Annotated in this window: 21 protein-coding genes; 10 read left to right on the top strand and 11 right to left on the bottom strand. The window is 73.0% G+C overall.

Annotation, left to right across the window (positions count from 1 at the left end):
• Positions 1-30: 30 nt before the first annotated feature.
• The 4 genes from QI554_RS38325 to QI554_RS38310 are packed head-to-tail and all read right to left on the bottom strand — an operon-like array spanning position 31 to position 3,651.
• Complete coding sequence (locus tag QI554_RS38325; protein WP_281477182.1) at positions 31-1,275, bottom strand: ABC transporter permease; 1,245 nt, start codon at positions 1,273-1,275, stop codon at positions 31-33.
• A complete protein-coding gene (locus QI554_RS38320) occupies positions 1,272-1,982 on the bottom strand; it encodes an ABC transporter ATP-binding protein (RefSeq protein WP_281477180.1) in 711 nt (236 codons plus the stop codon). The genes QI554_RS38325 and QI554_RS38320 overlap by 4 nt, the downstream gene beginning before the upstream one ends.
• Positions 1,979-3,028: a peptidoglycan-binding protein gene (locus QI554_RS38315; protein ID WP_281477179.1), complete on the bottom strand. Its 1,050-nt coding sequence runs from the start codon at positions 3,026-3,028 to the stop codon at positions 1,979-1,981. The genes QI554_RS38320 and QI554_RS38315 overlap by 4 nt, the downstream gene beginning before the upstream one ends.
• Positions 3,029-3,066: 38 nt before the next feature.
• The gene (locus QI554_RS38310; RefSeq protein ID WP_281477177.1) at positions 3,067-3,651 is read right to left on the bottom strand and encodes a hypothetical protein; all 585 of its coding nucleotides are present in this window, start codon (positions 3,649-3,651) and stop codon (positions 3,067-3,069) included.
• A 126-nt stretch (positions 3,652-3,777) separates the two neighbouring features.
• Between QI554_RS38310 and QI554_RS38305 the strand changes: the two genes are divergently transcribed.
• The 8 genes from QI554_RS38305 to QI554_RS38270 all read left to right on the top strand — a co-directional run bounded on the left by QI554_RS38305 (position 3,778) and on the right by QI554_RS38270 (position 11,881).
• Entirely contained in the window at positions 3,778-4,434 is a 657-nt protein-coding gene (locus tag QI554_RS38305) for a response regulator transcription factor (RefSeq protein WP_281477175.1), read from the top strand.
• Positions 4,431-5,672 (top strand): sensor histidine kinase, encoded by a 1,242-nt coding sequence (locus QI554_RS38300; RefSeq protein WP_281477173.1) that lies wholly within the window; start codon positions 4,431-4,433, stop codon positions 5,670-5,672. Before QI554_RS38305 ends, QI554_RS38300 begins: the two co-directional genes overlap by 4 nt.
• Before the next feature lie 154 nt (positions 5,673-5,826).
• Entirely contained in the window at positions 5,827-6,645 is an 819-nt protein-coding gene (locus tag QI554_RS38295) for an amidohydrolase family protein (RefSeq protein ID WP_281477193.1), read from the top strand.
• A gap of 172 nt (positions 6,646-6,817) precedes the next feature.
• Positions 6,818-8,917 (top strand): MMPL family transporter, encoded by a 2,100-nt coding sequence (locus tag QI554_RS38290; protein WP_281477171.1) that lies wholly within the window; start codon positions 6,818-6,820, stop codon positions 8,915-8,917.
• The gene (locus QI554_RS38285) at positions 8,914-10,119 is read left to right on the top strand and encodes a sensor histidine kinase (protein ID WP_281477169.1); all 1,206 of its coding nucleotides are present in this window, start codon (positions 8,914-8,916) and stop codon (positions 10,117-10,119) included. Before QI554_RS38290 ends, QI554_RS38285 begins: the two co-directional genes overlap by 4 nt.
• Positions 10,120-10,133: 14 nt before the next feature.
• Complete coding sequence (locus QI554_RS38280) at positions 10,134-10,805, top strand: response regulator (RefSeq protein ID WP_281477191.1); 672 nt, start codon at positions 10,134-10,136, stop codon at positions 10,803-10,805.
• 74 nt (positions 10,806-10,879) lie between these two features.
• On the top strand, positions 10,880-11,440 hold the full coding sequence (locus QI554_RS38275) for an NADPH-dependent FMN reductase (protein ID WP_281477167.1): 561 nt from the start codon (positions 10,880-10,882) through the stop codon (positions 11,438-11,440).
• Between the two features lie 93 nt (positions 11,441-11,533).
• Positions 11,534-11,881 carry a hypothetical protein gene (locus tag QI554_RS38270; RefSeq protein WP_281477166.1) on the top strand — a complete coding sequence of 116 codons (348 nt, stop codon included), beginning with the start codon at positions 11,534-11,536 and terminating at the stop codon, positions 11,879-11,881.
• A gap of 53 nt (positions 11,882-11,934) precedes the next feature.
• Here QI554_RS38270 and QI554_RS38265 read toward each other — a convergent pair whose 3' ends face one another.
• The 3 genes from QI554_RS38265 to QI554_RS38255 are packed head-to-tail and all read right to left on the bottom strand — an operon-like array spanning position 11,935 to position 14,290.
• The gene (locus tag QI554_RS38265) at positions 11,935-12,201 is read right to left on the bottom strand and encodes a DUF2277 domain-containing protein (protein ID WP_281477164.1); all 267 of its coding nucleotides are present in this window, start codon (positions 12,199-12,201) and stop codon (positions 11,935-11,937) included.
• Positions 12,202-12,210: 9 nt separating this feature from the next.
• Entirely contained in the window at positions 12,211-13,410 is a 1,200-nt protein-coding gene (locus QI554_RS38260; protein ID WP_281477162.1) for an acyltransferase family protein, read from the bottom strand.
• Entirely contained in the window at positions 13,403-14,290 is an 888-nt protein-coding gene (locus tag QI554_RS38255; protein WP_281477160.1) for an alpha/beta hydrolase, read from the bottom strand. The genes QI554_RS38260 and QI554_RS38255 overlap by 8 nt, the downstream gene beginning before the upstream one ends.
• A gap of 217 nt (positions 14,291-14,507) precedes the next feature.
• Here QI554_RS38255 and QI554_RS38250 point away from each other — a divergent pair, with 217 nt between their 5' ends.
• Together QI554_RS38250 and QI554_RS38245 are read left to right on the top strand one after the other, a co-directional pair.
• Positions 14,508-14,918, top strand: a complete 411-nt coding sequence (locus QI554_RS38250; RefSeq protein ID WP_281477159.1) for a hypothetical protein — start codon at positions 14,508-14,510, stop codon at positions 14,916-14,918.
• 54 nt (positions 14,919-14,972) lie between these two features.
• Positions 14,973-15,395, top strand: a complete 423-nt coding sequence (locus QI554_RS38245; RefSeq protein WP_281477157.1) for a hypothetical protein — start codon at positions 14,973-14,975, stop codon at positions 15,393-15,395.
• Positions 15,396-15,409: 14 nt separating this feature from the next.
• On the opposite strand, the gene QI554_RS38240 is transcribed toward QI554_RS38245, so the two are convergent.
• The 4 genes from QI554_RS38240 to QI554_RS38225 all read right to left on the bottom strand — a co-directional run bounded on the left by QI554_RS38240 (position 15,410) and on the right by QI554_RS38225 (position 20,038).
• Entirely contained in the window at positions 15,410-16,069 is a 660-nt protein-coding gene (locus QI554_RS38240; RefSeq protein WP_281477155.1) for a response regulator, read from the bottom strand.
• Positions 16,066-17,322 carry a sensor histidine kinase gene (locus tag QI554_RS38235; protein WP_281477153.1) on the bottom strand — a complete coding sequence of 419 codons (1,257 nt, stop codon included), beginning with the start codon at positions 17,320-17,322 and terminating at the stop codon, positions 16,066-16,068. Before QI554_RS38235 ends, QI554_RS38240 begins: the two co-directional genes overlap by 4 nt.
• Before the next feature lie 122 nt (positions 17,323-17,444).
• Positions 17,445-18,368 (bottom strand): branched-chain amino acid transaminase, encoded by a 924-nt coding sequence (locus tag QI554_RS38230; RefSeq protein ID WP_281477152.1) that lies wholly within the window; start codon positions 18,366-18,368, stop codon positions 17,445-17,447.
• Between the two features lie 164 nt (positions 18,369-18,532).
• Complete coding sequence (locus tag QI554_RS38225; protein WP_281477150.1) at positions 18,533-20,038, bottom strand: aminotransferase-like domain-containing protein; 1,506 nt, start codon at positions 20,036-20,038, stop codon at positions 18,533-18,535.
• Positions 20,039-20,364 lie beyond the last annotated feature (326 nt).

Raw genomic sequence — 20,364 nt, 5'->3', positions numbered from 1 at the left:
CGGACCGGTCCCGCACGGTGAAACCGCAGGTCAGGGCGTTGCCAGCGCCTCCGTCGGGGCCAGCCTGGCGGCCCGGACCGCGGGATAGAGGCCCGCGACCGCGCCGATCAGCAGCGTGGCGCCCACGCCGCCCGCGGTGGCCCACGCCGGGACGACCGCCGACCAGCCCTGCGCGGCCGCGTACCCCGTCGTGACGCCGATCCCGAGCAGCACGCCGCCGATCCCGCCGAGCGCCGACAGCAGCAGCGACTCGACGAGGAACTGCAGCCGGATCTGGCCGCGGGTCGCGCCCAGGGAGCGGCGCAGGCCGATCTCGGCGCGCCGCTCCAGCACCGTGATCACCATCGTGTTGGCGACGCCGACGCCGCCGACCAGCAGCGCGACCGCGCCGAGGCCGAGCAGCAGGCCGGTGAACGCCTTGTCGGTCGCCTGCCGCGCGGCCAGCGCGTCCGAGGGGCGGGAGACCTTGACCTCGTTGGGCGCCTTCGGGTTCGCGGTCGCGCCGAGCACGGCGCGCACCTGGTCGACGGCGTCGTCGTCCGACCGTGTGTAGATCGTGGTGGGATGCCCGTCGAAGTGCAGGTACGCCGCCGCCGCGGGCCAGCCGACCAATGCGGCGGTGTCCAGCTCGGGCGCCAGTTCCGCGGTGTCGATCAGGCCGATGACGGTGAACCACTGGCCGCCCAGGTAGACCTGGACGTCGGGGCCGGCTTTGGCGATGCCGAGCCGGCGGGCCGCGCTGCTGCCGAGCACCACGGCGGGGAAGCGGGACGTCGCGTCGTTCAGCCACGCCCCGTCCACGACCTCGACCCCGATCGTGTCGAGCAGCCGCAGGTCGGCCGCCTGCACCGAGATGCCGCCGGTCTGCCCGGACGGGATGCGGTCGTTGCGGTACACCTGCGCCTTCGAGACGGTGCCGGTCGCGGCGACCTTCCGCACCGGCGCGATGCGCGAGATCATCGCCGGCGCCGTGTCGGGCAGCACCGCCTCGCCGCCGCCCAGCGTCTGGCCCGGCGCGACCGTGAGCAGGTTGGTGCCCAGCGCCGCCAGCTGCCGGTCCAGGTCCGCGCGGCTCGAGGTCGAGATGCCTGCCACCGCGACCATCGCGGCGATGCCGATCGCGATGCCCAGCGCGGACAGGAACACCCGCATCGGGCGGCTGCTCAGGCCCGAGCCGCCGACCCGCAGGACGTCGCCGGGGCGCAGCCGCGCGGGCGTGAGCCGTACGGCGGTCGCGGTGGGGGGCGCGGTTCCGGCGGTGGAGGTGTCGGTCATGCGGGCACTCCCCGCCCGGCGGTCGCCGCGTCGAGCACGGCGCCGTCGCGCATCGTGACCTGGCGCGGCAGCTCCGCCGCCATCTCCCGGTCGTGGGTGATCACCACGACCGTGGTGCCGGCCCGGTGCAGTTCACGCAGTAGTTCCAGCACCCCGGCCCCCGAGACGCTGTCCAGGTTGCCGGTCGGCTCGTCGGCCAGCAGCACGACCGGGTCGCCGGCCACCGCACGGGCGATGGCGACGCGCTGCCGCTCGCCGCCGGACAGCTCGTGCGGCAGGTGGTCGAGCCGGTGGGCGAGCCCGACCCGCTCCAACGCCGCCTCGGCGCGCTTGCGGCGCTGCCGCAGCGGGGTCCCGGTGTACATCAGTCCGTCGGCGACGTTGTCCACCGCGGTGCGCCCGGGCGCGAGATGGAACTGCTGGAACACGAAGCCGATCCGGGTCGCGCGCAGCGCCGACAGCCTGCGGTCGGACAACGCCGCGACGTCGAACCCCTCGATCCGTACGGTGCCCGCGGTCGGCCGGTCCAACGTGCCGATCAGGTTGAGCATCGTGGACTTGCCGGAGCCCGAGGGGCCGACGATGCCGACCAGTTCGCCGTAGCCGATGTCCAGCGTGACGCCGGCCAGCGCGGTCACCCCGCCCGGATAGGTCTTGGTCACCTCGTGCAGCGCTATGACCGGCCCCGACCGGTCGGGCCCCGTCACGACGGCATCCCGACGGTGGTGCCGTCGGTCAGTCCGTCGCCGGTGACCTCGACGCGCCCGTTGGCGAACATGCCGGTGTGCACGGCGACAATGCGGGTGCCGGTGCCCTCGACGACCTGCACGCCGTAGCCGCCCTCGGCGAGCGCGAGCAGCGCCGCGACGGGCACGGTCAGTACGTTCTCGCGCCGCGACGCGGTGAACCCGACATCGACGGATGCCGCGTCGAAGCCCTCCAGTGCCTTGGGGTCGTCCACCGCGACGGTGACCTTCACCTTGGTCTTCGGGGTGGCGTCCTTGCCCTCGCCCGGGTCGACGGTGGTCACCGTCTTCACGACCTTGCCGTCCGTGCTCTTGCCGTCGGGCAGCTGGAGCGAGACCGGGGTGTCGGTCTTGGCCAGCCGCGCTTCGGACATCTCCAGTTCGACGGACACCACGCGCGTTGTGCCCGTGTACGTGAGCACGGCGGCGCCCGGCTGCGCGGCGTCGCCGAGCAGCAGCTTGTCGCTGTCGACGCGGATCGTGTCGGGCGCGTAGGCGACCCTGCCGAGTTCGACCGAGCCGGTCTTGGTGACGCCCAGGTCGGCCTGCCACTTCTTGACCGCGGTGGCGGTCGCGTCGGTGTACTTGTCGTCGACCGTGAAGCCCCGGTAGCCCAGGTCCCACAGGTTCTGCTCGAACTGCTTGACGTCCGCGCCCTGCGTGTCGGGCTTCAGCTCGCGGTACGCGGGCAGCGTCCCGTACATCAGCACGACCGGGCTGTCGTCGACGCGGTACAGCACCTTGCCGCGGTCCACGACCGAGCCGGGCGCCTGAATGGACGTGACGGTGCCCTGCAGCCGGCCGTTGAGCGCGGTGGTGTCTCCGTACCCCAGCTTGCCGGTCTTGGCCTGCTTGTCGACGAGGGTCTGCTTGGCGACCTTCGCGGACGCGGGCGGCAGCGCCGAACGCGCGCTGCCGCCGTCGCCGCCGTCGTGGCGCAGCCCGATCCCGGTCGCCGCGACCGCGCCGGCGCCGACCGCGAGCACGCCCGCGACTGCCAGCGCCATGCGCGCCGCCCGGCGCCTGCGCCGCCTCCCCACGCCCGTCACGCGCCCGACCCGTTCTGGACGTTGTTGCTCGCGCCCCCCTCACCGTTGGGGGGCTTCGGCGCGAGCTGGTTGCACTTGTCCATGGCGGTCTTCATGCGCGGGTCGTCCGGGGTCAGCCCGAGCGCGTTGTTGTCGATCTGGAGGCCGCCGCCGGGCTTGGGGTCGGGGAAGTTCGGGATGCCGTTCTCCCGGATGCACTTGGCGTACTGCCGCAGCTGCTCCTCCATCTTCGGGTCGATGGGCCGATCCGCCTCGCCGCCGTTGGGCAGCAGGGACTTGCACTTGTCCTGGGCGCCGTCGACCTTGGCCCTGTCGACGCCCGGCGGCAGGTCGAGGGAGATCCCGCCGCCGCTCCCGAACTTCGGGTCGGGGAACTCGGGCACCCCGTTCTGGCGCATGCACTGCGCGAACTTGAGCATCGCCTCCTTCTCGTCGGTCTTCCCCGTCGGCGACGCGCTGACGGTCGCCGTCGGCTTGCCGCTGTTCGCGCTCGCGACCTTCGGGTCCTTGCTGTCGCTGCCGCACGCGACCGCGCTCATGGCGACCAGCAGGCCGAGCGCGAGTGATGTCGTGACGCGCATCGCGTCCCCTTCGTCGGTGGCCGGGAGGTTCCCGGCGTCTGCGACCAGTGCAGCCAGGGGCGCGTTTCCCCGGCGTTTCCGCCGGCGTTGACGCGGCGGAAACGCGGCGGCCGTCACCATGGGCGCATGCGGATCCTGGTGGTGGAGGACGAGGCGCTGTTCGCCGACGCCGTGGCGGAGTGGCTGCGCGGCGACGCACACGCCGTCGACGTCGTGTACGACGGCGGCGCCGCGCTCGAGCGGCTCGGCGTCCACGACTACGACGTCGTCGTGCTCGACCGCGACCTGCCGGTGGCGCACGGCGACGAGGTGTGCCGCTGGCTGGTCGGGCGCGGCTCGTCGGCCCGGGTGATCATGCTGACCGCCGCGTCGTCGATCGACGACCGCGTCGACGGCCTCGCGCTCGGCGCCGACGACTACCTGGCCAAGCCCTTCGCGTTCCGCGAACTGGCGGCGCGCGTGCACGCGCTGGGGCGGCGCGCCCGCCCGGCCGCCCCGCCGGTGCTCGAACGGGCCGGCATCCGGCTCGACACGCACCGCCGCGAGGTCTACCGCGACGGCCGCTACGTCCCGCTGTCGAAGAAAGAGTTCGCGGTCCTCACCGAACTGCTCCGCGCCGACGGCGCCGCCGTCTCCGCGGAACAGCTGCTGGAGAAGGCGTGGGACGAGCACACCGACCCGTTCACGCACGCCGTCCGCATGGCCGTCCTCAAGCTCCGCCGCAAACTCGGCGAGCCACAGGTCGTCGTCACCGATCCGGGAGTGGGGTACCGCATCCCATGACCGCCACTGTGCTCCGCCCCCTCCGGCGGCCGTTCCGGCGGCTCGCCACGCTTCCGCTGCGCGCCCGCCTCGCGCTGGTGTACGGCGGACTGTTCCTCATAGCCGGCGTCGTGCTGCTCGGCGCCACGTACGCGCTCGTCTCGGCGCGACTGCCCGGTGGGGACGGTGTCCTCAAGAGCGAGACCGCGGGCCCGGGTGCGATTTCCGGCCCGAGCAACACGGAGACGCAGCCCGGCGTGAAGATCACGTCGGGGACGGGCCCCGACGGCGAGCCCATCACGAACAAGATGGAGTCCGCCCGCAGCGAGACCCTCAACGTCGTCCTCACCCAGGGCGGGATCGCGCTGGTCGTGGTGTGCGCCGTCGCCACGGGCTTCGGCTGGCTGATCGCCGGCCGCATGCTCCAGCCGTTGCAGCGGATGACCGAGACCGCGCTGCGCGTCGCCGACGCGCCGGACGCCGACCGGCGCCTGCACGAACGCATCGCGCTGGACGGCCCCGACGACGAGATCAAGAAGCTCGCCGACACCTTCGACCGCATGCTGGAGCGCCTCGACCACTCCTTCGACGGGCAGCGCAGGTTCATCGCCAACGCGTCGCACGAGCTGCGCACCCCGCTCGCGCTCAACCAGGCGCTGCTCGAAGTGGTGGTGTTCCGCCGCGACGCGGGGCCCGAGGTGCGGCAGCTCGGCGAGACCCTGCTGGAGATCAACGCGCGGCACGAGCGCCTGATCGACGGCCTGCTGCTCCTCACCCGCTCCGAACACGAGCTCCAGGACCGCGCGTTCGTCGACATGGCGGACATCGTCGAGCACGTCGCCACCCAGCTGCCGCCCGGCAAGGCGGCCGTCGAGGTGGACGCGGCCGAGGCGACGACCACCGGCAACCCGGTGCTGCTGGAACGCCTCGTGCAGAACCTCGTCGAGAACGGCGTCCGCTACAACCTGCCCGAGGACGGCTGGGTCAGGGTCCGCAGCCGGACGGCGGCGGACGGCAGCGCCGTGGTGACGGTCAGCAACACCGGGCCCGTCGTCCCGAAGTACGAAGTCCCCGGCCTGTTCGAGCCGTTCCGCAGGCTCGGTACCGAGCGCCTGGCCACCGCGTCCCCCGGCGCCGGGCTCGGGCTGTCGATCGTGCGGGCGGTCGCGCGCTCGCACGGCGGCGACGTGCGCGCCGAGCCGCGCGAGGGCGGCGGCCTGGACGTCACGGTGACGCTGCCGCCCGCGCCGCCGGAGTGAGGCCAGGCCCCGACCGCCCGGAGGCGAATGCGAGGATGACGTGATGACCGGCGTCACAGGTGAACCCGACGACATCGCGGAACACTCAGAACACACAGAACACGACGAGCGGGACCGGGTCACGGCGTTCTGGAGAGCCCTCGGCCTGCCCGGCATGGTCGACGTGCACACGCACTTCATGCCGAAGAACGTGCTCGACAAGGTGTGGGCGTACTTCGACGCCCTCGGGCCGATGACCGGCCGGCCGTGGCCCATCACGTACCGGCACGAAGAGGAACGCAGAGTCGCCACCCTGCGCGGCTTCGGGGTCCGCCGGTTCACGTCGATGCTCTACCCGCACAAGCCGGCCATGGCGGCGTGGCTCAACGCGTGGTCCGCGGACTTCGCCGCGCGCACCCCCGAGTGCCTTCACACCGCGACGTTCTTCCCCGAGCCCGAGGCCGCGAAGTACACCGAGGAGGCGGTCGAGGCGGGCGCACGCGTCTTCAAGGCGCACCTCCAGGTCGGTGCGTACGACCCGACCGACCCGCTGCTCGACCCGGTGTGGGGCCTGCTGGCCGATGCGGGCATCCCCGTCGTCACGCACTGCGGCTCGGGCCCGATGCCCGGCGCGCACACTGGCCCCGAGCCGATGCGCCGCGTGCTCGCCCGGCACCCGCGGCTGCCGCTGATCGTCGCGCACATGGGGCTGCCGGAGTACACCGAGTTCCTCGACCTCGCCGACGACTACGAACACGTCCACCTGGACACCACGATGGTGTTCACCCGCTACACCGAGCAGGACACGCCGTTCCCGCGCGCCGCGTTGCCCCGGCTGCGCGACCAGGGCGAACGCATCCTGCTGGGCACGGACTTCCCCAACATCCCGTACCCCTTCATCCACGCCCTGGAGGCGCTCGCCGACCTCGGTCTCGGGGAGGCGTGGCTGCGCGGCGTGTGCCACGACAACGCGGTACGGCTGTTCGGTCTGTGACCCGCGGCCTCCCGTGGGACGTACGGGGGTTACTCCCCGCGGAGTAACCCCCTCCGCGTCACACCGCCCGCAGTAACGCCGTTTTCCGCCGTCGGCCCGAGGAACCGCGGCGTCCGCGCCGAGAGCCTGGACCCGGAGGCCGGGACGGACCCGGCGGGCGGAGGCGGACGACATGGACGCGGTGGAACGGCCGAAACGGTCGCGGCGGTGGGTGTGGGGCGCACTGGCCGTGTGGGTGCTCGCGGTGCTCGCGCTGGGGCCGCTCGCGGGCAAGCTGGAAGGCGTCACCGACAACGACGCGGTCGCGTACCTGCCGCAGAGCGCGCAGTCGACCAAGGTCGCCGACGTGCTCGGCGACATGCCGGGCGGCGACACCACCGACGTCGTCGTGGTCTACCACCGCGACGGCGGCCTCACCGACGCCGACCGCGCGGCGGCCGACGCACAGGCCCGGGCGGTCGTCGCGAAGTTCGCGACGGTCGGCGGCCAGGTGCCGCAGGGCATGCCGTCGGTCGACGGGGCGACCCTGGCCTACCCGTTCCAGCTCACCGAGAAGAACGGGCTGCCCAACGAGGTCGTGCCGGACGTCCGCGACCTGCTCGACGACCATCCCGCCGGGCTGAGCGTGCTCGTCGGCGGGCCGGGGGCGACGGCCGCCGACATGGACGAGGTCTTCGGCTCGATCGACGGCACGCTGATGCTCGTCACCCTGCTCGTCGTCGCCGTGCTGCTCATCGCCACCTACCGCAGCCCGTTCCTGTGGCTGGTGCCGCTGGTGTGCGTCGGCATCGCCGCGGCGGCCACGCAGGGGCTGGTGTACGTCCTGGTGAAGACGACCGGTATCACCGTCACCGGTCAGAGCAGCGGCATCACCACGGTCCTCGTGTTCGGCGCGGGCACCGACTACGCGCTGCTGCTGATCGCCCGCTACCGCGAGGAACTCCGGCGCGCCGCACGCCCGATGGACGCCATGAGCAGCGCACTGCGCGGCGTCCTCCCCGCGCTGCTGGCCTCCGCGGGGACCGTGGTCGCGGGCCTCGCCTGCCTCCTGGCCGCCGACCTGAACAACATGCGCGGCCTCGGCCCGGTCGCGGGCACTGGTGTCGTATGCGCGCTCGCGGTCATGACGACGCTGCTGCCGGCGCTCCTGGTCCTGCTCGGCCGCCGGGTGTTCTGGCCGCTGATCCCCGCGTACGGCAGCGCGCCGCGAGCGCGCACGAGCGTCTACGCCCGCATCGGCGGCTTCGTCGCCCGGCGTCCGGCGGCCGTCCTCGCGGCCGGTGCCGTGCTGCTCGGTGCGCTCGCCTTCGGCACCGTGAACATGCCCGGGGAGCTCCGCCTCGCCGACGGCTTCACCAAGACCCCCGACTCCGTGACGGCCGGCGAGCAGCTGGGCAAGGCGTTCCCCGAGCGGGGCAGCCAGCCGATCCAGGTCGTCGCCCGAACCGAGCACGCCGCCGAGGCGGTCGCCGCGGCGAAGGCCACCGAAGGCGTCGTCGACGCACGCACCGGCCGGGCGGCGAACGGCTGGACCGAGATCACGATCACGGCCAAGGACAAGCCGGAGTCGGCCGGTGAGCACGCGACCGTCCACAGGCTCCGCGACCGGCTCGCCGACGTCGCGGGCGCCCGGGCGGCGGTCGGCGGCGCGACGGCGCAGCGCATGGACCAGGACACGGCGACCTCGCGAGACGAGAAGGTCGTGGTGCCGCTGGTGCTCGCCGCGGTGCTGCTGATCCTCGTCCTGCTGCTGCGCAGCCTGGCCGGCCCGCTGCTGCTGGTCGCCGTGATGGGCGCGGTGTGGTTCGCCTCGCTCGGCGTCGGCGCGCTGTTCTTCGAGCCGGTGTTCGGGTTCGCGGGCGTCGACCCCAGCCTGCCGCTGCTGAGCTTCGTGTTCCTGGTGGCGCTCGGCGTCGACTACGGGATCTTCCTGATGCACCGCATGCGGGAGGAGGCGCTTGCGGGCGCGCCCGCCGAGCGGGCCGTGGTCGTGGCGCTGACCAAGACCGGCGGGGTCATCGCGTCGGCCGGGTTCGTGCTCGCCGCGACGTTCTCGGTGCTGACCGTGCTGCCGCTGGTGATGCTCGTCGAACTCGGCTTCGTCGTCGCGGTGGGCGTGCTCATCGACACGTTCCTGGTGCGCACGTTCCTGGTGACGGGCGCCAGCGTGCTGCTCGGCCGCAGGATCTGGTGGCCCGGCCGGCTGGCCTCCGGGCCCGACGCGCGGGCGCCGGAGCGGGAGCCCGAGCCCTCGTCCATGATGGCCGGATGACAAGCCATCGACCGCACGGCAGGGTGAGCGGGGCGTCGGTGGACGCCCTGCTCGCCCTGCTGCTCGGATGCGGCGCGGTCGCCGCGGCGATCCGCTGGCCCGGCGACCGGCCGACCGACCCGCTCGGGCTCGCGCTGCTGGGGACCGCGTACGCGGCGAACACGTGGCGGCGTCGCCACGCCGCCGTGGTGCTGGCCGTGGTCGTGCTGATGCTCATGCCGTACAACCTGCTCGGCTTCCGACACGAAGTGGGTGTCCCCGCCGCACTGTTGGCGCTCGGCACCTTCGCCTCGCAGACCGCCCGCACCAAGGCGCTGCTGGTCGGGCTCGCGGTGTTCCTGCTCGCGCTGACCGGCATGGCGATCATGCACGACGGCGAGGTCAGGCTCGCCCAACTCGGCGTGATCGGCTGGATCATCGCCGCGGCGGTCGCCGGGCAGGCGTGGCGCGGCCACCGGATCTACGTCACGTCCATCATCGACCGGGCCGAACGCGCCGAGCGCACGCGCGACGAGGAGGCGCGGCGCCGTGTCGCCGAGGAGCGCCTGCGCATCGCGCGCGACCTGCACGACCTGCTCGCGCACAGCATCACCCTGATCGGCGTGCAGGCCGGTGTCGCGGCCCACCTCGCCGCCCAGCCGAAGGCCGACCGGGCGGTGCTGGCGGGGGCGTTGGAGACCATCGCGGACGCCTGCCGCACCGCGCGCGAGGAGGTCCGGGCCACGCTGCGGGTGCTGCGCGCGGAGGACGTCGAGCCCGAACTCGGGGCGCTCCCGGGCCTCCAAGGGCTGGCCGACCTGGCCGAGACCGTACGGAGCACGGGCGTCGAGGTCGACCTGACGGTGGACCCGCGGCTGGTCGGCGGGGCGGCGGCGGAGCCGGGCCCGCAGGTCGGTGTCGCGGCGTACCGGATCGTGCAGGAGGCGCTGACGAACGTGGTGCGGCACGCGGACGCGGAGCGGGTCGTGGTGAATGCCGAACGGGTCGGCGCCGTGCTGCGGTTGACCGTGCACGACGACGGCCCCGGCGGCGAGGTGCGGGTCGGAGGGTTCGGGATCATGGGGATGACCGAGCGGGCGCGCAGTGTGGGCGGCTCGCTGACCGCGGGCCCGGCCGCGGAGGGCGGGTTCCGGGTGCGGGCGCTGCTGCCGCTCTCCGGCGAACCGGCGGCGCGGGGCGAACTGGTCGAGGAGGCGTTGTGAGCGCGGGGGACGACATGCTGCGGGTGCTGCTGGCCGACGACCAGACCCTGGTGCGCTCGGCGTTCGCGATGCTGGTGGCGTCGGCGTCGGACATGACCGTGGCGGGCGAGGCCGAGAACGGCACGCGCGCGGTCGAACTCACCCGGGAGCTGCGGCCCGACGTGGTGGTGATGGACATCCGCATGCCGGGCCTCGACGGCATCGAGGCCACCCGGCGGATCGCCGCCGATCCGGAACTGGCCGGCGTGCGCGTGCTGGTGCTGACGACGTTCGACGACGACGAGAGCGTGCTCGCGGCGCTGCGAGCGGGCGCGGCGGGGTTCCTGGTGAAGGACACCCGGCCCGCCGAACTCCTGGACGCGATCCGGATCGTCGCGGCGGGCGAGGCACTGCTGTCCCCGGGCCCGACGGCCCGGCTCGTCGCGCGCGTGGTGCGGATGCCGGCGGCCCCGCACGCGGAAGGGGCCGGGGCGCAGATGATCGCCGAACTGTCGGCGCGCGAACGCGAGGTGCTCGCGCTCGTCGGCCGCGGCATGAACAACGCCGAGGTGGCCACGGTGCTCGGCCTCAGCCCGCTGACCGTGAAGACCCACGTCAGCCGCATGATGGCCAAGATGGGCGCCCGGGACCGGCCGCAGCTGGTGGTCGCGGCCTACGAGTCGGGGCTGGTGCGTGCGGGGGAGTAGCGGCGGTACTGCGTGTGAGGCCCACGCCCGCCGCGGTCCGACGTCGAACGATCTTGCGACGTAGCATCGACGGCATGGACGAACCGGTGCGGATTCTCATGATCAGCGGCAGCCTGCGGGCCGGATCGGCGAGCACGACGCTGCTCCAGACCGTCCCCGAAGTCGTCGACCCGGCGGCCGTCGAGGCCCGGATGTACTTCGGCCTCGGGGGCCTGCCGCACTTCAACCCCGACGACGACTTCGACCCGCTCCACCCGGCCGTCGCCGAACTCCGCGACATGATCGGGGAGGCCGACGCCTTGCTGTTCAGCACCCCCGAGTACGCGGGCAGCCTCCCCGGCTCGTTCAAGAACCTCCTGGACTGGACGGTCGGGGACACGAGGATCAGCGACAAGCCCACCGCCTGGATCAACTGCGCCGCCCCGGGCCGTGCCGAGCCGACGTACGCGACGCTGCGCAACGTGCTGAACTACACGGGCGCGGGCATCGTCGAGGAGGCGTGCGTGAGGATCCCGGTCTCGCGGGCGGCGATCGACACCGAGGCCGGCACCGTCTCCGACCCGGTCGCCCGCGAAGGTCTCGCCGAGGCCGTGGAGATCCTGGCCCGGTACGCGCGCGAGGCCAGGTCGGAGTAACGCCCGTCCCTGGTCCCTGTGTTCTCGGTTCTGTGCCGCGAACGGCATTGCCGTACAAGGCAATCCGGGCTGTTCCGCCTCGCGTCGCCCGGCATGTTGCCCGGACAGCCGGCTCCGGCCACGCCGCAGCCGGCGCCACCCGCCCCCAGCGCGCCGCCTTCGGCGCAGCCGGGCGACATCGGCGTCAGGTTCGCCGAGACCAGCCAGGGCGGCGGCACGCTCACCCTGACGAACCACGCGTCGGGGGCGATGGACTCGTGGCGGCTCTACATCCACTTCGGCGGCAACGGGTGGTTCCGCAGCGTGACGGGCGACGCGGTGATCTCGTTCAGCCAGGGCACACCGCGACCGCGCAGAGCCGCAGGCCGCTCGGCCCGGGCACGAGCCTGCAACTCCAGTGGCAGGTCAACGGTGACGCAGGCACGATCCAGTGCACACTGAACGGCACCGCCTGCGACCTGTCGGTGTCGATCCTGCCGCCGGGCTGAGGGGTGTCAGGCCTGGGCCGCGGCCGCCGCGGCGGCCCTGCGCCGCAGGGGCGGCAGGGTGGGCGGGGGCTGCTTGCGCGGCGGCAGCTCCTCCAGGAGTTCGGTGGCGGCTTCGGTGATGGCCCGGACGGCCTTGTCGAAGGCCTCCTGCGTCTTGGGGCTCACCGAGGTGACACCGCTGACCTTGCGGACGAACTGCACCGCCGCCGCCTCGATCTCCTCAGGCGTCGCGGCCGGTTCGAGCCCACGGAGTGTGGTGATGTTCCGGCACATGCCCTCAGCCTAGATCCGCGCTCCGACACGTGCCTGCGACCGCGTCGTCCCCAGGCTGTGGACGGAGTCGTCCGCGCGCGGGCGCGGACGGCGCCCGCGCGGGCGCTCGAAGCGGTGGAACAGTGCCCAGAGGCCCGCCAGCACCATGCCGAAGACCGGCAGCCAGGCCAGTCGCTCCATGATCCACAGGCTGTGGTCGGGGATCGTGTGCAGGCCCGGGACGGTGCCGGCCGCCCGAGCGGTCAGCGTCGTCGTCATCATCGCGGTCTGATGCCACAGGAACACCGTCATCGCCGACAGGTTGGCCAGCGCGACCGCGGTCCACAGTGCCGGGCGCCGCATCAGGCACGCGAGCCGGTCGCGCACGAGCATCGCCAGGCCGACCTGGGCGGTGCCGAAGGCGACCGCGGCGAGCGTCGGCGGGTTCAGGTTCGAGATCGCCGCCCGGGGGACGCCGACCATGCTCGCGGGGTATCCGGCCCACAGGACGAGCGCGACGGTGCCCAGGGCTCCGCCCGCGAACAGGCCCGCGGCGAGCCGCCTGCCGGTGAACGCGCCGTGCGCCCAGGCCACGCCCAGGTAGTAGGGGACCAGCCAGCCGACCAGCACATTCGTCCAGCCGAGCCAGGTCGGGCCGCCCAGGGCGAAACGTCCCAGGTCGACCGCTGCGACGGCGGCGACCAGGCCCGCGAAGCCGGCCCAACGTGCGCGCCGCCACAGACGTACCACCAGCGGCGTCGTGGCGGTCAGCGCCGCATAGACGAGCAGGAACCACAGGGGGCTCACGACGAGCTTGATGACGGTACGCAGGGTGCCGAGGTCGAGGGCTCCCGCCCACACCAGCGTCGTTCCGGCGACCGCCCACACACCGAGGAAGACCAGGACCGGACGGAAGAGGCGGGCCATCCGGGCGCGGACCCACGCTCCGTACGTCTTCGTCGTCGACCCGAGGCTCAGTGCACCCGAGTAGCCGCCGACCAGGAAGAACACGGCGAGCGTTTGGAGAACCCAGCTCAGCGGAGTGAACGCCGGCATCTCGGCGAGCGGGCTGCGGACGCCCATCCCGCCGCCGCGGCTGTGGACGAACGCGGTGATCAGCCAATGGCCGAGCACGACCCCGGTGATCGCGATCGCACGCAGCGCGTCGGCCGCGCGGTCCCGGTTCGCCGGGGTCGACGCCTCGACGCGTTGGACCAGAGTGCTAGGCACGGGACACCTCCGAGTCACGCCCGAGGGCGATGCGGGACAGGTTGAGCAGCGACCGCGTGCCGGGCTTGAGGTAGTCGCTGTGTTGCGCCGAACCGGCGTCGAAGACGTCCGCACCGAACCCGTCGGACACCGGGTCGGTCCCGAAACCGATGCCGAACAGGCGTGCATGCGGCACCAGTTGGACCCAATCGTCGGTGCCGCGTCCGGCCCAGACATGAGCGCTCGTACCCAGGGCGCGTACGGTTTCGGGGCCGTCCGTACCGGGTGAGCCGAAGAGCGCGACCGCCTGAACGTCGGTGCCCTTCAGAGCGTTTGTGCAGACCACCGAGCCGTAGCTGTGGCACAGCAGGGTCATGCGCGCCGTCGGATTGACCGACCGGACGTCGGCGACCAGCCGCCGGAGCCCGCGGGCCCCGTCCTTCGCCGTGCCGTCGGAGAGGATGTCGAAGCCGAGCGTGCTGGGGGAGTCGTAGCCGAGCCAGGCGATGACGGCGACGTGGGCACCGGGGTCGACCGACCGCATCTGAGCGGCGAGCGAACGGGCGGCGCCTCCGGCCCACTTGCGCGAGTCGAAGTTCCCGAGGTCGCTGTCGGCGCCGGGCACGACGACGGCGACGCGATCCGCGTGTTCGAGGTCCCCTAGGACCTCCACCGCGCGCCCGGTACCGCGTGCGTCGAACGAGAGGAACTGCCGTCCGGCGAAAGCTTCGAGGGTGTGGCGCATGCCGGAGTCGCGGACCCGCTTCGCGGTCTCGAGCGCCTTGGCGATGTCGGCCCGCACCGCGTCGTACCGCGCCTGCACGCCGAGAACTAATGGCGCGACCGGCGCCGGCGCCGGGTAGGGGTCGGCGGACGGACCCGCGGCGGTCGTGAGCACCATGGCGGCGGCAGTGGTGAAGACGGCCAGTGCGGTCCGAAAGCCTCGACGGCGCAAGGGAGATCACGTCCTTCCTGGTCAGCGGGGGAGTCCACTGATCAGGAAGGTAGAAATCCGAGGCCGTGGTCCGAATCGGACCGGAGAGCCGCATCGCCGCGTAGTACTCGGGTACTACGTCGGCTACAGACGGGACGCGGAAAGCGCGCTTACTGTGGAACGCATGGCAGCCGACTGGTGGTCCATAGAGGTGACCGACGGGAAGACGTCGGCGAACGCGTGGCGTGATGCGTACGAGTACACGCTTGTCGAGGCCGCCGTGACGAACGGCGCGCTGATGTGGGACTGGCACACCTTCTCGTGGGGCCTGGTCTTCGAGGTGTCGTTCAGGGACGAGGCGGACTGGGAGAAGTGGCACCGACTCCCGGGCGTACAGGCGGCGTTGGACGCCGTGCCGGATCCGATCCGAGGTCTCCTGCTTCATCGCGGACACGGCGGAACCGCGGGCCGGTTCGTCCCGAGACTCCCGACGCCGACGCCGCTGTCGGCCGCGGCGGCACTGCCGGTTCCCGAACCGGACCTCCCACCCCTCCCGCTGCTCGGCCCTGAGCCCACCGGTATCTGGACGCGATAGGAACCCCCCTTTCGGGTCTTGCCCGGTCCGTCGGCGCGGACGGATGATGCGGCGGTGAGCACGATCGTCGAGTTCTTCATGGCCCCTGACGACGCGTCCGCCTTACGCGCTCAACCGCACGGTCCTCGTGGAATGTTCGGGCACGTCACGCTCGGGAACTTCGACGCCGAGGAGGCCCTCCTCACCTGGGAGAGCCGTCTCACCGGCAGCGACTACGACGACCTCGTCGACGCCGGTGAGCCCCGGGTCGTCTCCGACGCCGACGTCGACTCCGCCGTGGTCTTCGCGCTCTCCGAACGGCTGTGCCGCGAGCTCGCCGCGGGCGGTGAGTCGCGGCTCGCGCGGCTGGCCTGCACGTGGGCCACTGAGGAGAACACACCGGACTCCGGCGTCGCCTGCGAAATCCTCACCGAGCTGGTCGACTTCGCCCGGTCGGCGGCGCTGAGCGGGGACCGGCTCTACTGCCGGGTGTCCTGACCGTCGGCACAGCCTCACTCGCCGGGGCGGACCAGCCCCACCTCGTAGGCGTACACCACCGCCTGGGCCCGGTCGCGCACCTCGAGCTTCATCAGGATCCGGCTGACGTGCGTCTTCACCGTCTGCTCGGCGACGATCAGCTCCTGCGCGATCTCCTGGTTGGACCGTCCGCGGGCGATGAGTTCCAGGACCTCGGTCTCCCGGTCGGTCAGTCCCTCGACCCGTGCGCGCTGCGGGGCCCGAGGTCCACCGAGCCGCGCGAACTCGGCGATCAGGCGGCGGGTGATTCCGGGAGAGATCAGGGCGTCCCCCGAAGCCACCACCCGTACCGCGGAGGCCAGTTCCCCCGCAGAGGCGTCCTTGAGCAGGAACCCGCTCGCGCCGGCGCGCAGGGCCTCGTACACGTAGTCGTCGAGGTCGAACGTGGTCAGCACCAGCACTTTCGTGCCCGGGTGCGACGCCGTGATCAGCCGCGTCGCGGCCAACCCGTCCATGACCGGCATGCGTACGTCCATCAGCACGACGTCGGGCCCCAGTTCGCCGACCCGCCGTACCGCGACCTCGCCGTTCTCCGCCGTCCCGACCACGTCGATGTCCGGCTGGGCGCCGAGCAGGACGCCGAAGCCCTCCCTGACCATCGCCTGGTCGTCGGCGAGCAGCACGGAGATGGTCACGGAGCCTCCACGGGTGTCAGCGGGAGCGACGCGGCGACGCGGAAGCCGCCGTCGGAGGTCGGGTCGGCGGCGAACGTTCCGCCGAGCGATGCGGCGCGTTCGCGCATGCCGAGCAGCCCCTGTCCGGACCCGCCCGGGGGTGCCGGCGACGGTTCGGGCGGCGGTGTGTTCGCGACCGTCAGGTCGAGGGACCGCGCGCGATAGGCCACGTCCACGTCGACCCGCGAGCCCGGCGCGTGCTTCATCGCGTTGCTGAGCGCCTCCTGGAGGATCCGGTACGCCGCCAGCCCCACCGCGTCGTCGAGCGGTACCGGCTTCCCGTCGACCGTGGACGACACCGTCAGCCCGGCCGCCCGCGCGTTGGCCATCAGGTCGTCGAGCCGATCGAGGCCCGGCTGCGGCGCGGTCTCGGGTCCCGTCCCCTCCTCCCGCAGTACGCCGAGGATGCGCCGCAGGTCGGCGAGCCCCGCAAGGGCGTTCGCGCGGATGTCGGCGAACGACTTGGCCAGCACCGGGTCCGGGTCCGCGACCCGGTACGGTGCCGCCTCGGCCTGGATCGCGATGACCGACATGTGGTGCGCGACCACGTCGTGCATCTCCCGGGCTATCCGCTGTCGTTCGGCGAGGACCGCCCGTTGTTCGCGGTGGAGTTCCTCGCGTTCGGCGAGCTCGCGGGCGCCGAGTCGGCGCACGCGCGTGTTGTAGCCGGCGAGCAGCGGCACCAGGACGACCACCGCGGCGGGGAGCGCGGTCGACGGCTGGGTGAACCACACACCCGCCAGGGTCAGGATCGCCGCGCCGATGGTGACGGCGCGCTCGCAGCGCACCGCGACGGTGTACGTCAGCAGCAGGAACACCACGGCGCCGCCGACGACGTACGGCGATCCCGGCCAGTGCTGGTTGCCGGCGAAAAGCATGGACAAGAGGCTGATCCGCCACGCCCCGAGCGGATGCCACAGCCGCAGCACCAGCGGGAGCACCAGCACGAGGGCGGTCGGGAACAGCGTCTGCGGCGAGTAGTTCGGCAACCGTTCGTACAGCGACTGGGCCGTGATGCTGAGGAGGGCGAACGCCAGCAGCAGCGTGCCGCCGATCGACGCGGCGCGCGGCGAGACGACGCGGAACGGCCACCGGGCCGCCCACCGGCCCGACCACGGGCGCGGCTCCAGCGGGTCGGCGTGCCCCGTCCACGCCGCTGCGGCGACCGGGCGTACCGCCCGCCGCAGCGCTGTGGTGATCTCCTGGCCTTGCACGTGCCCAGGCTACGGGCGGCGCCCTGCGGAATCGTCCCCCTGCGGTACCCGCTGTGACCCCCTACCCGGGTAGGGGTCACGTGGTCTGACCAGCGGGAACGCCGCCCGTCCGGGGTGCGCGGTCAGTCGGCGACCGGTGTCAGCCAGTGCGCGTAGCGCTCGTCGGTGCCGGTGACGGCGGCCTGGTACGCCTCCTGGAGCTTGCGGGTGACCGGCCCGGCGGCGGTCAGTTCGCGGCCGTCGATGTCGCGCACCGGGACGACCTCGGAGGCCGTGCCGCAGACGAAGACCTCGTCGGCGGTGTAGAGGTCCGAGCGCAGGAGGTTCTCGACCCGGGCCTGGAGGCCGAGGTCGCGGGCGAGCGTGATGACGGTGTCCATGGTGAGGCCGCGCAGCGCGCCGGCGGCCGGGGGCGGCGTGAACAGGACGCCGTCGCGGACCATGAACAGGTTCGCGCCGGTGCACTCGCTGACGTAGCCCTCGGCGTTGAGCAGCACGGCCTCGTCGTAGCCGGCCGCCAGCGCTTCGGCCTTCGCGATACCGGAGTTGAGGTAGCCGGCGGTCGACTTCGCGGCGGGCGGCAGCGAGTTGGGGTCGTTGCGGCGCCACGACGAGACCTTGAGGCGCACTCCGCGCGTGGCGGCGTCGTCGCCGAGGTACGCGCCCCACTGCCACGCCGCGATCGACACCGACACCGGGGCGCCCGGGCGGATGACCGGGCCCATCTCGCCGAAGCCGAGGAAGGCCAGGTGCCGCAGGTAGCAGGAGTCGAGGCGGTTCTCGCGCACGACGTCCAGCGTCGCGGTGCGCAAGGCGGCCTGGCTGTAGGGGAGTTTCATGCCGAGGATGCGCGCGCTCGCGGCCAGCCGGGCCAGGTGGTCGTCGAGCCGGAAGACGGCGGCGCCGCGCGCGGTCGGGTAGGCGCGGGTGCCTTCGAGGACGCCGGTGCCGTAGTGCAGGCCGTGGGACAGCACGTGCACGCGCGCGTCGGCCCAGGGCACCAGGGCGCCGTCCATCCAGATCCAGTCGGCCTCGGGGATTGCCACCGTCACGCCTCCTTGCGTCACCAGAGTGGATCATTCGGGTACGGGTGAACGATCCACTGACTAAGTGGCACAGTACGGGTGGACTCACTGGTCCACTAGAGGTATTTCGGATACTGGGACGGAATTTCGGCCACCAGGACGTCGGTCGCGGCGGGTCCCCGGCCTCAGCCGCGCGCCGTGCCACCCGCCGCGTACGCCGCCCACGCCCGCGCCAACAGCGTCACGGCCTCCGACAGCACCGGTTCCGGCCACCCGTAGCTGAGCCGGATCCGGTCCGCCACCGCCGTGCTGCCGGGCGGCCCGAACACCGCGCCCGGCGAGACCGCCACGCCGTGGCGGCGGGCCAGCTCCGCGAACTCCTCGCCGTCCGCCGCACCGGCCGCCTTGCCACGGCGGCCCAACCGCACCCACAGCGACATGCCGCCGATCGGGTCCGACCACGACCAGTCCGGCAGCCGCTCCGCCAACAGGCCCGACAAGTGGTCCCGGCGCACCGCGAGTTCCGCCCGCCACGCCGCGCGGCGGGCCTGCGCGTCCGGATCCGCGAGCAGCGCCACGGCCAGCCGCTGGTCCAACGCCGAACTCGCCAGATCCGCCCGCTGCTTCGCCTCGGCCAGCCGCCCGAACACCGGTTCCGGCGCGACGACCCAGCCGACCCGCAGGCCACCCCACAAGGTCTTCGACAACGAACCGACGCACACCGTCGCCTCCGGCGCGTACGGCGCCGCGGACGGGGCGGGTCCGGTGTGCGGCGGCAGCACCAGGTCGGCGAGCGTACGGTCCTCGACCAGCAGCGTGCCGCCGTCGCGGGCCGCGGCGGCGAGCGCCCGCATCCGACGCTCGGCGGCGACGGCACCCGTCGGGTTGTGCACCGGCATCGCGAACGCGAACACGGGACGGTGGCGCGCCACCGCGTCGGCGAACGCGTCCGGAAGGAACCCGTGCCGGTCGGAGGGCACCGCCACCGGCACCCCGCCGAACCGCGCGACGGCGGCGAGCATGCCCGGGTACGTGACCTCCTCGACCAGCACCCGGTCACCGGGCTCGAGCAGCGCGTCGGCCACCAGGTGCAGGCCCTGCTGCGCGCCGGACGTCACCAACAGGCGCTCGGGCGGAGCGGTACCGGGCGCCGCCTCGACGGCCAGCAACTCACGCAGCCGGTCATCGCCCAGATGGCCGTACCCGTCGGCCGGATGAACGTCGAGCAGGTCCTCGACGGCGAGATCCAGCCGCGGCAGCAACGACGCGTCGGGCACGACGGACTTCGCCAGATCCACGACGACCGTGCCCTCACGCAACCACCGCCGAAAGATCGGCTCGGGCACCGCGCCCGCCCCGACGGGCTCCGCAGCGGCGCCGACCGGACCCGCGTCCTCGCCCCGCGGGTCGGTGGCCTCAACCGCCCGCACATAAGTCCCACTCCCGTGCCGCCGCTCGACGAGCCCCTCCGCCGCGAGCTGGTCAAGAGCGGACGCAACGGTCCCACGGCTCACACCGAGCGCGACCCCCAGCGCCCGCTCCGACGGCAACCGCGTCTCGGGCAGCAGATCCCCCGACCGCACCAACGCCTCAAGCGCATCAGCAAGCCGCTCCCCCCGCGACCGCCGCTCATTCCGCCGAGGCCGCCGCAACCGCTCGCCGACGAGCATGGCGAACCGTTCGACGTCCACACGCACTCCTGCCCAGTCGGGAAACCTGCCGCACAGCCGCGCAACAGGAGCCCCCAGTCTGCGGCACGCACGCATGCACATGCCGCCCGCCCACCGGCCCGCGGACTGCCTGCCCTACGCCCGACGAGGCGACGAGCAACCAACCTGGCGCAGACGGCTGGCGCTCTGTATGCAGTTCCTCCGCCGTGCGGTGACGCCTGGGCCGCTAGGTGTTCCGCGGCGCAGCTGGATTGGCCGCGTGAGCCCTGAGCCGCCGTGTGCAGGCGTCGGGCCCGCGGGCCGTGTGGGGGGGGGCGGGCCGGCCGCCCGGGGGGCGGCGTGGGGGG

This window comes from Yinghuangia seranimata, from assembly GCF_029953285.1.
In the GTDB taxonomy this organism is placed as follows: Bacteria; Actinomycetota; Actinomycetes; order Streptomycetales; family Streptomycetaceae; genus Yinghuangia; species Yinghuangia seranimata.
Note: the sequence above shows the minus strand (reverse complement) of the source record. Positions and strands in the feature narration are given on the sequence as shown.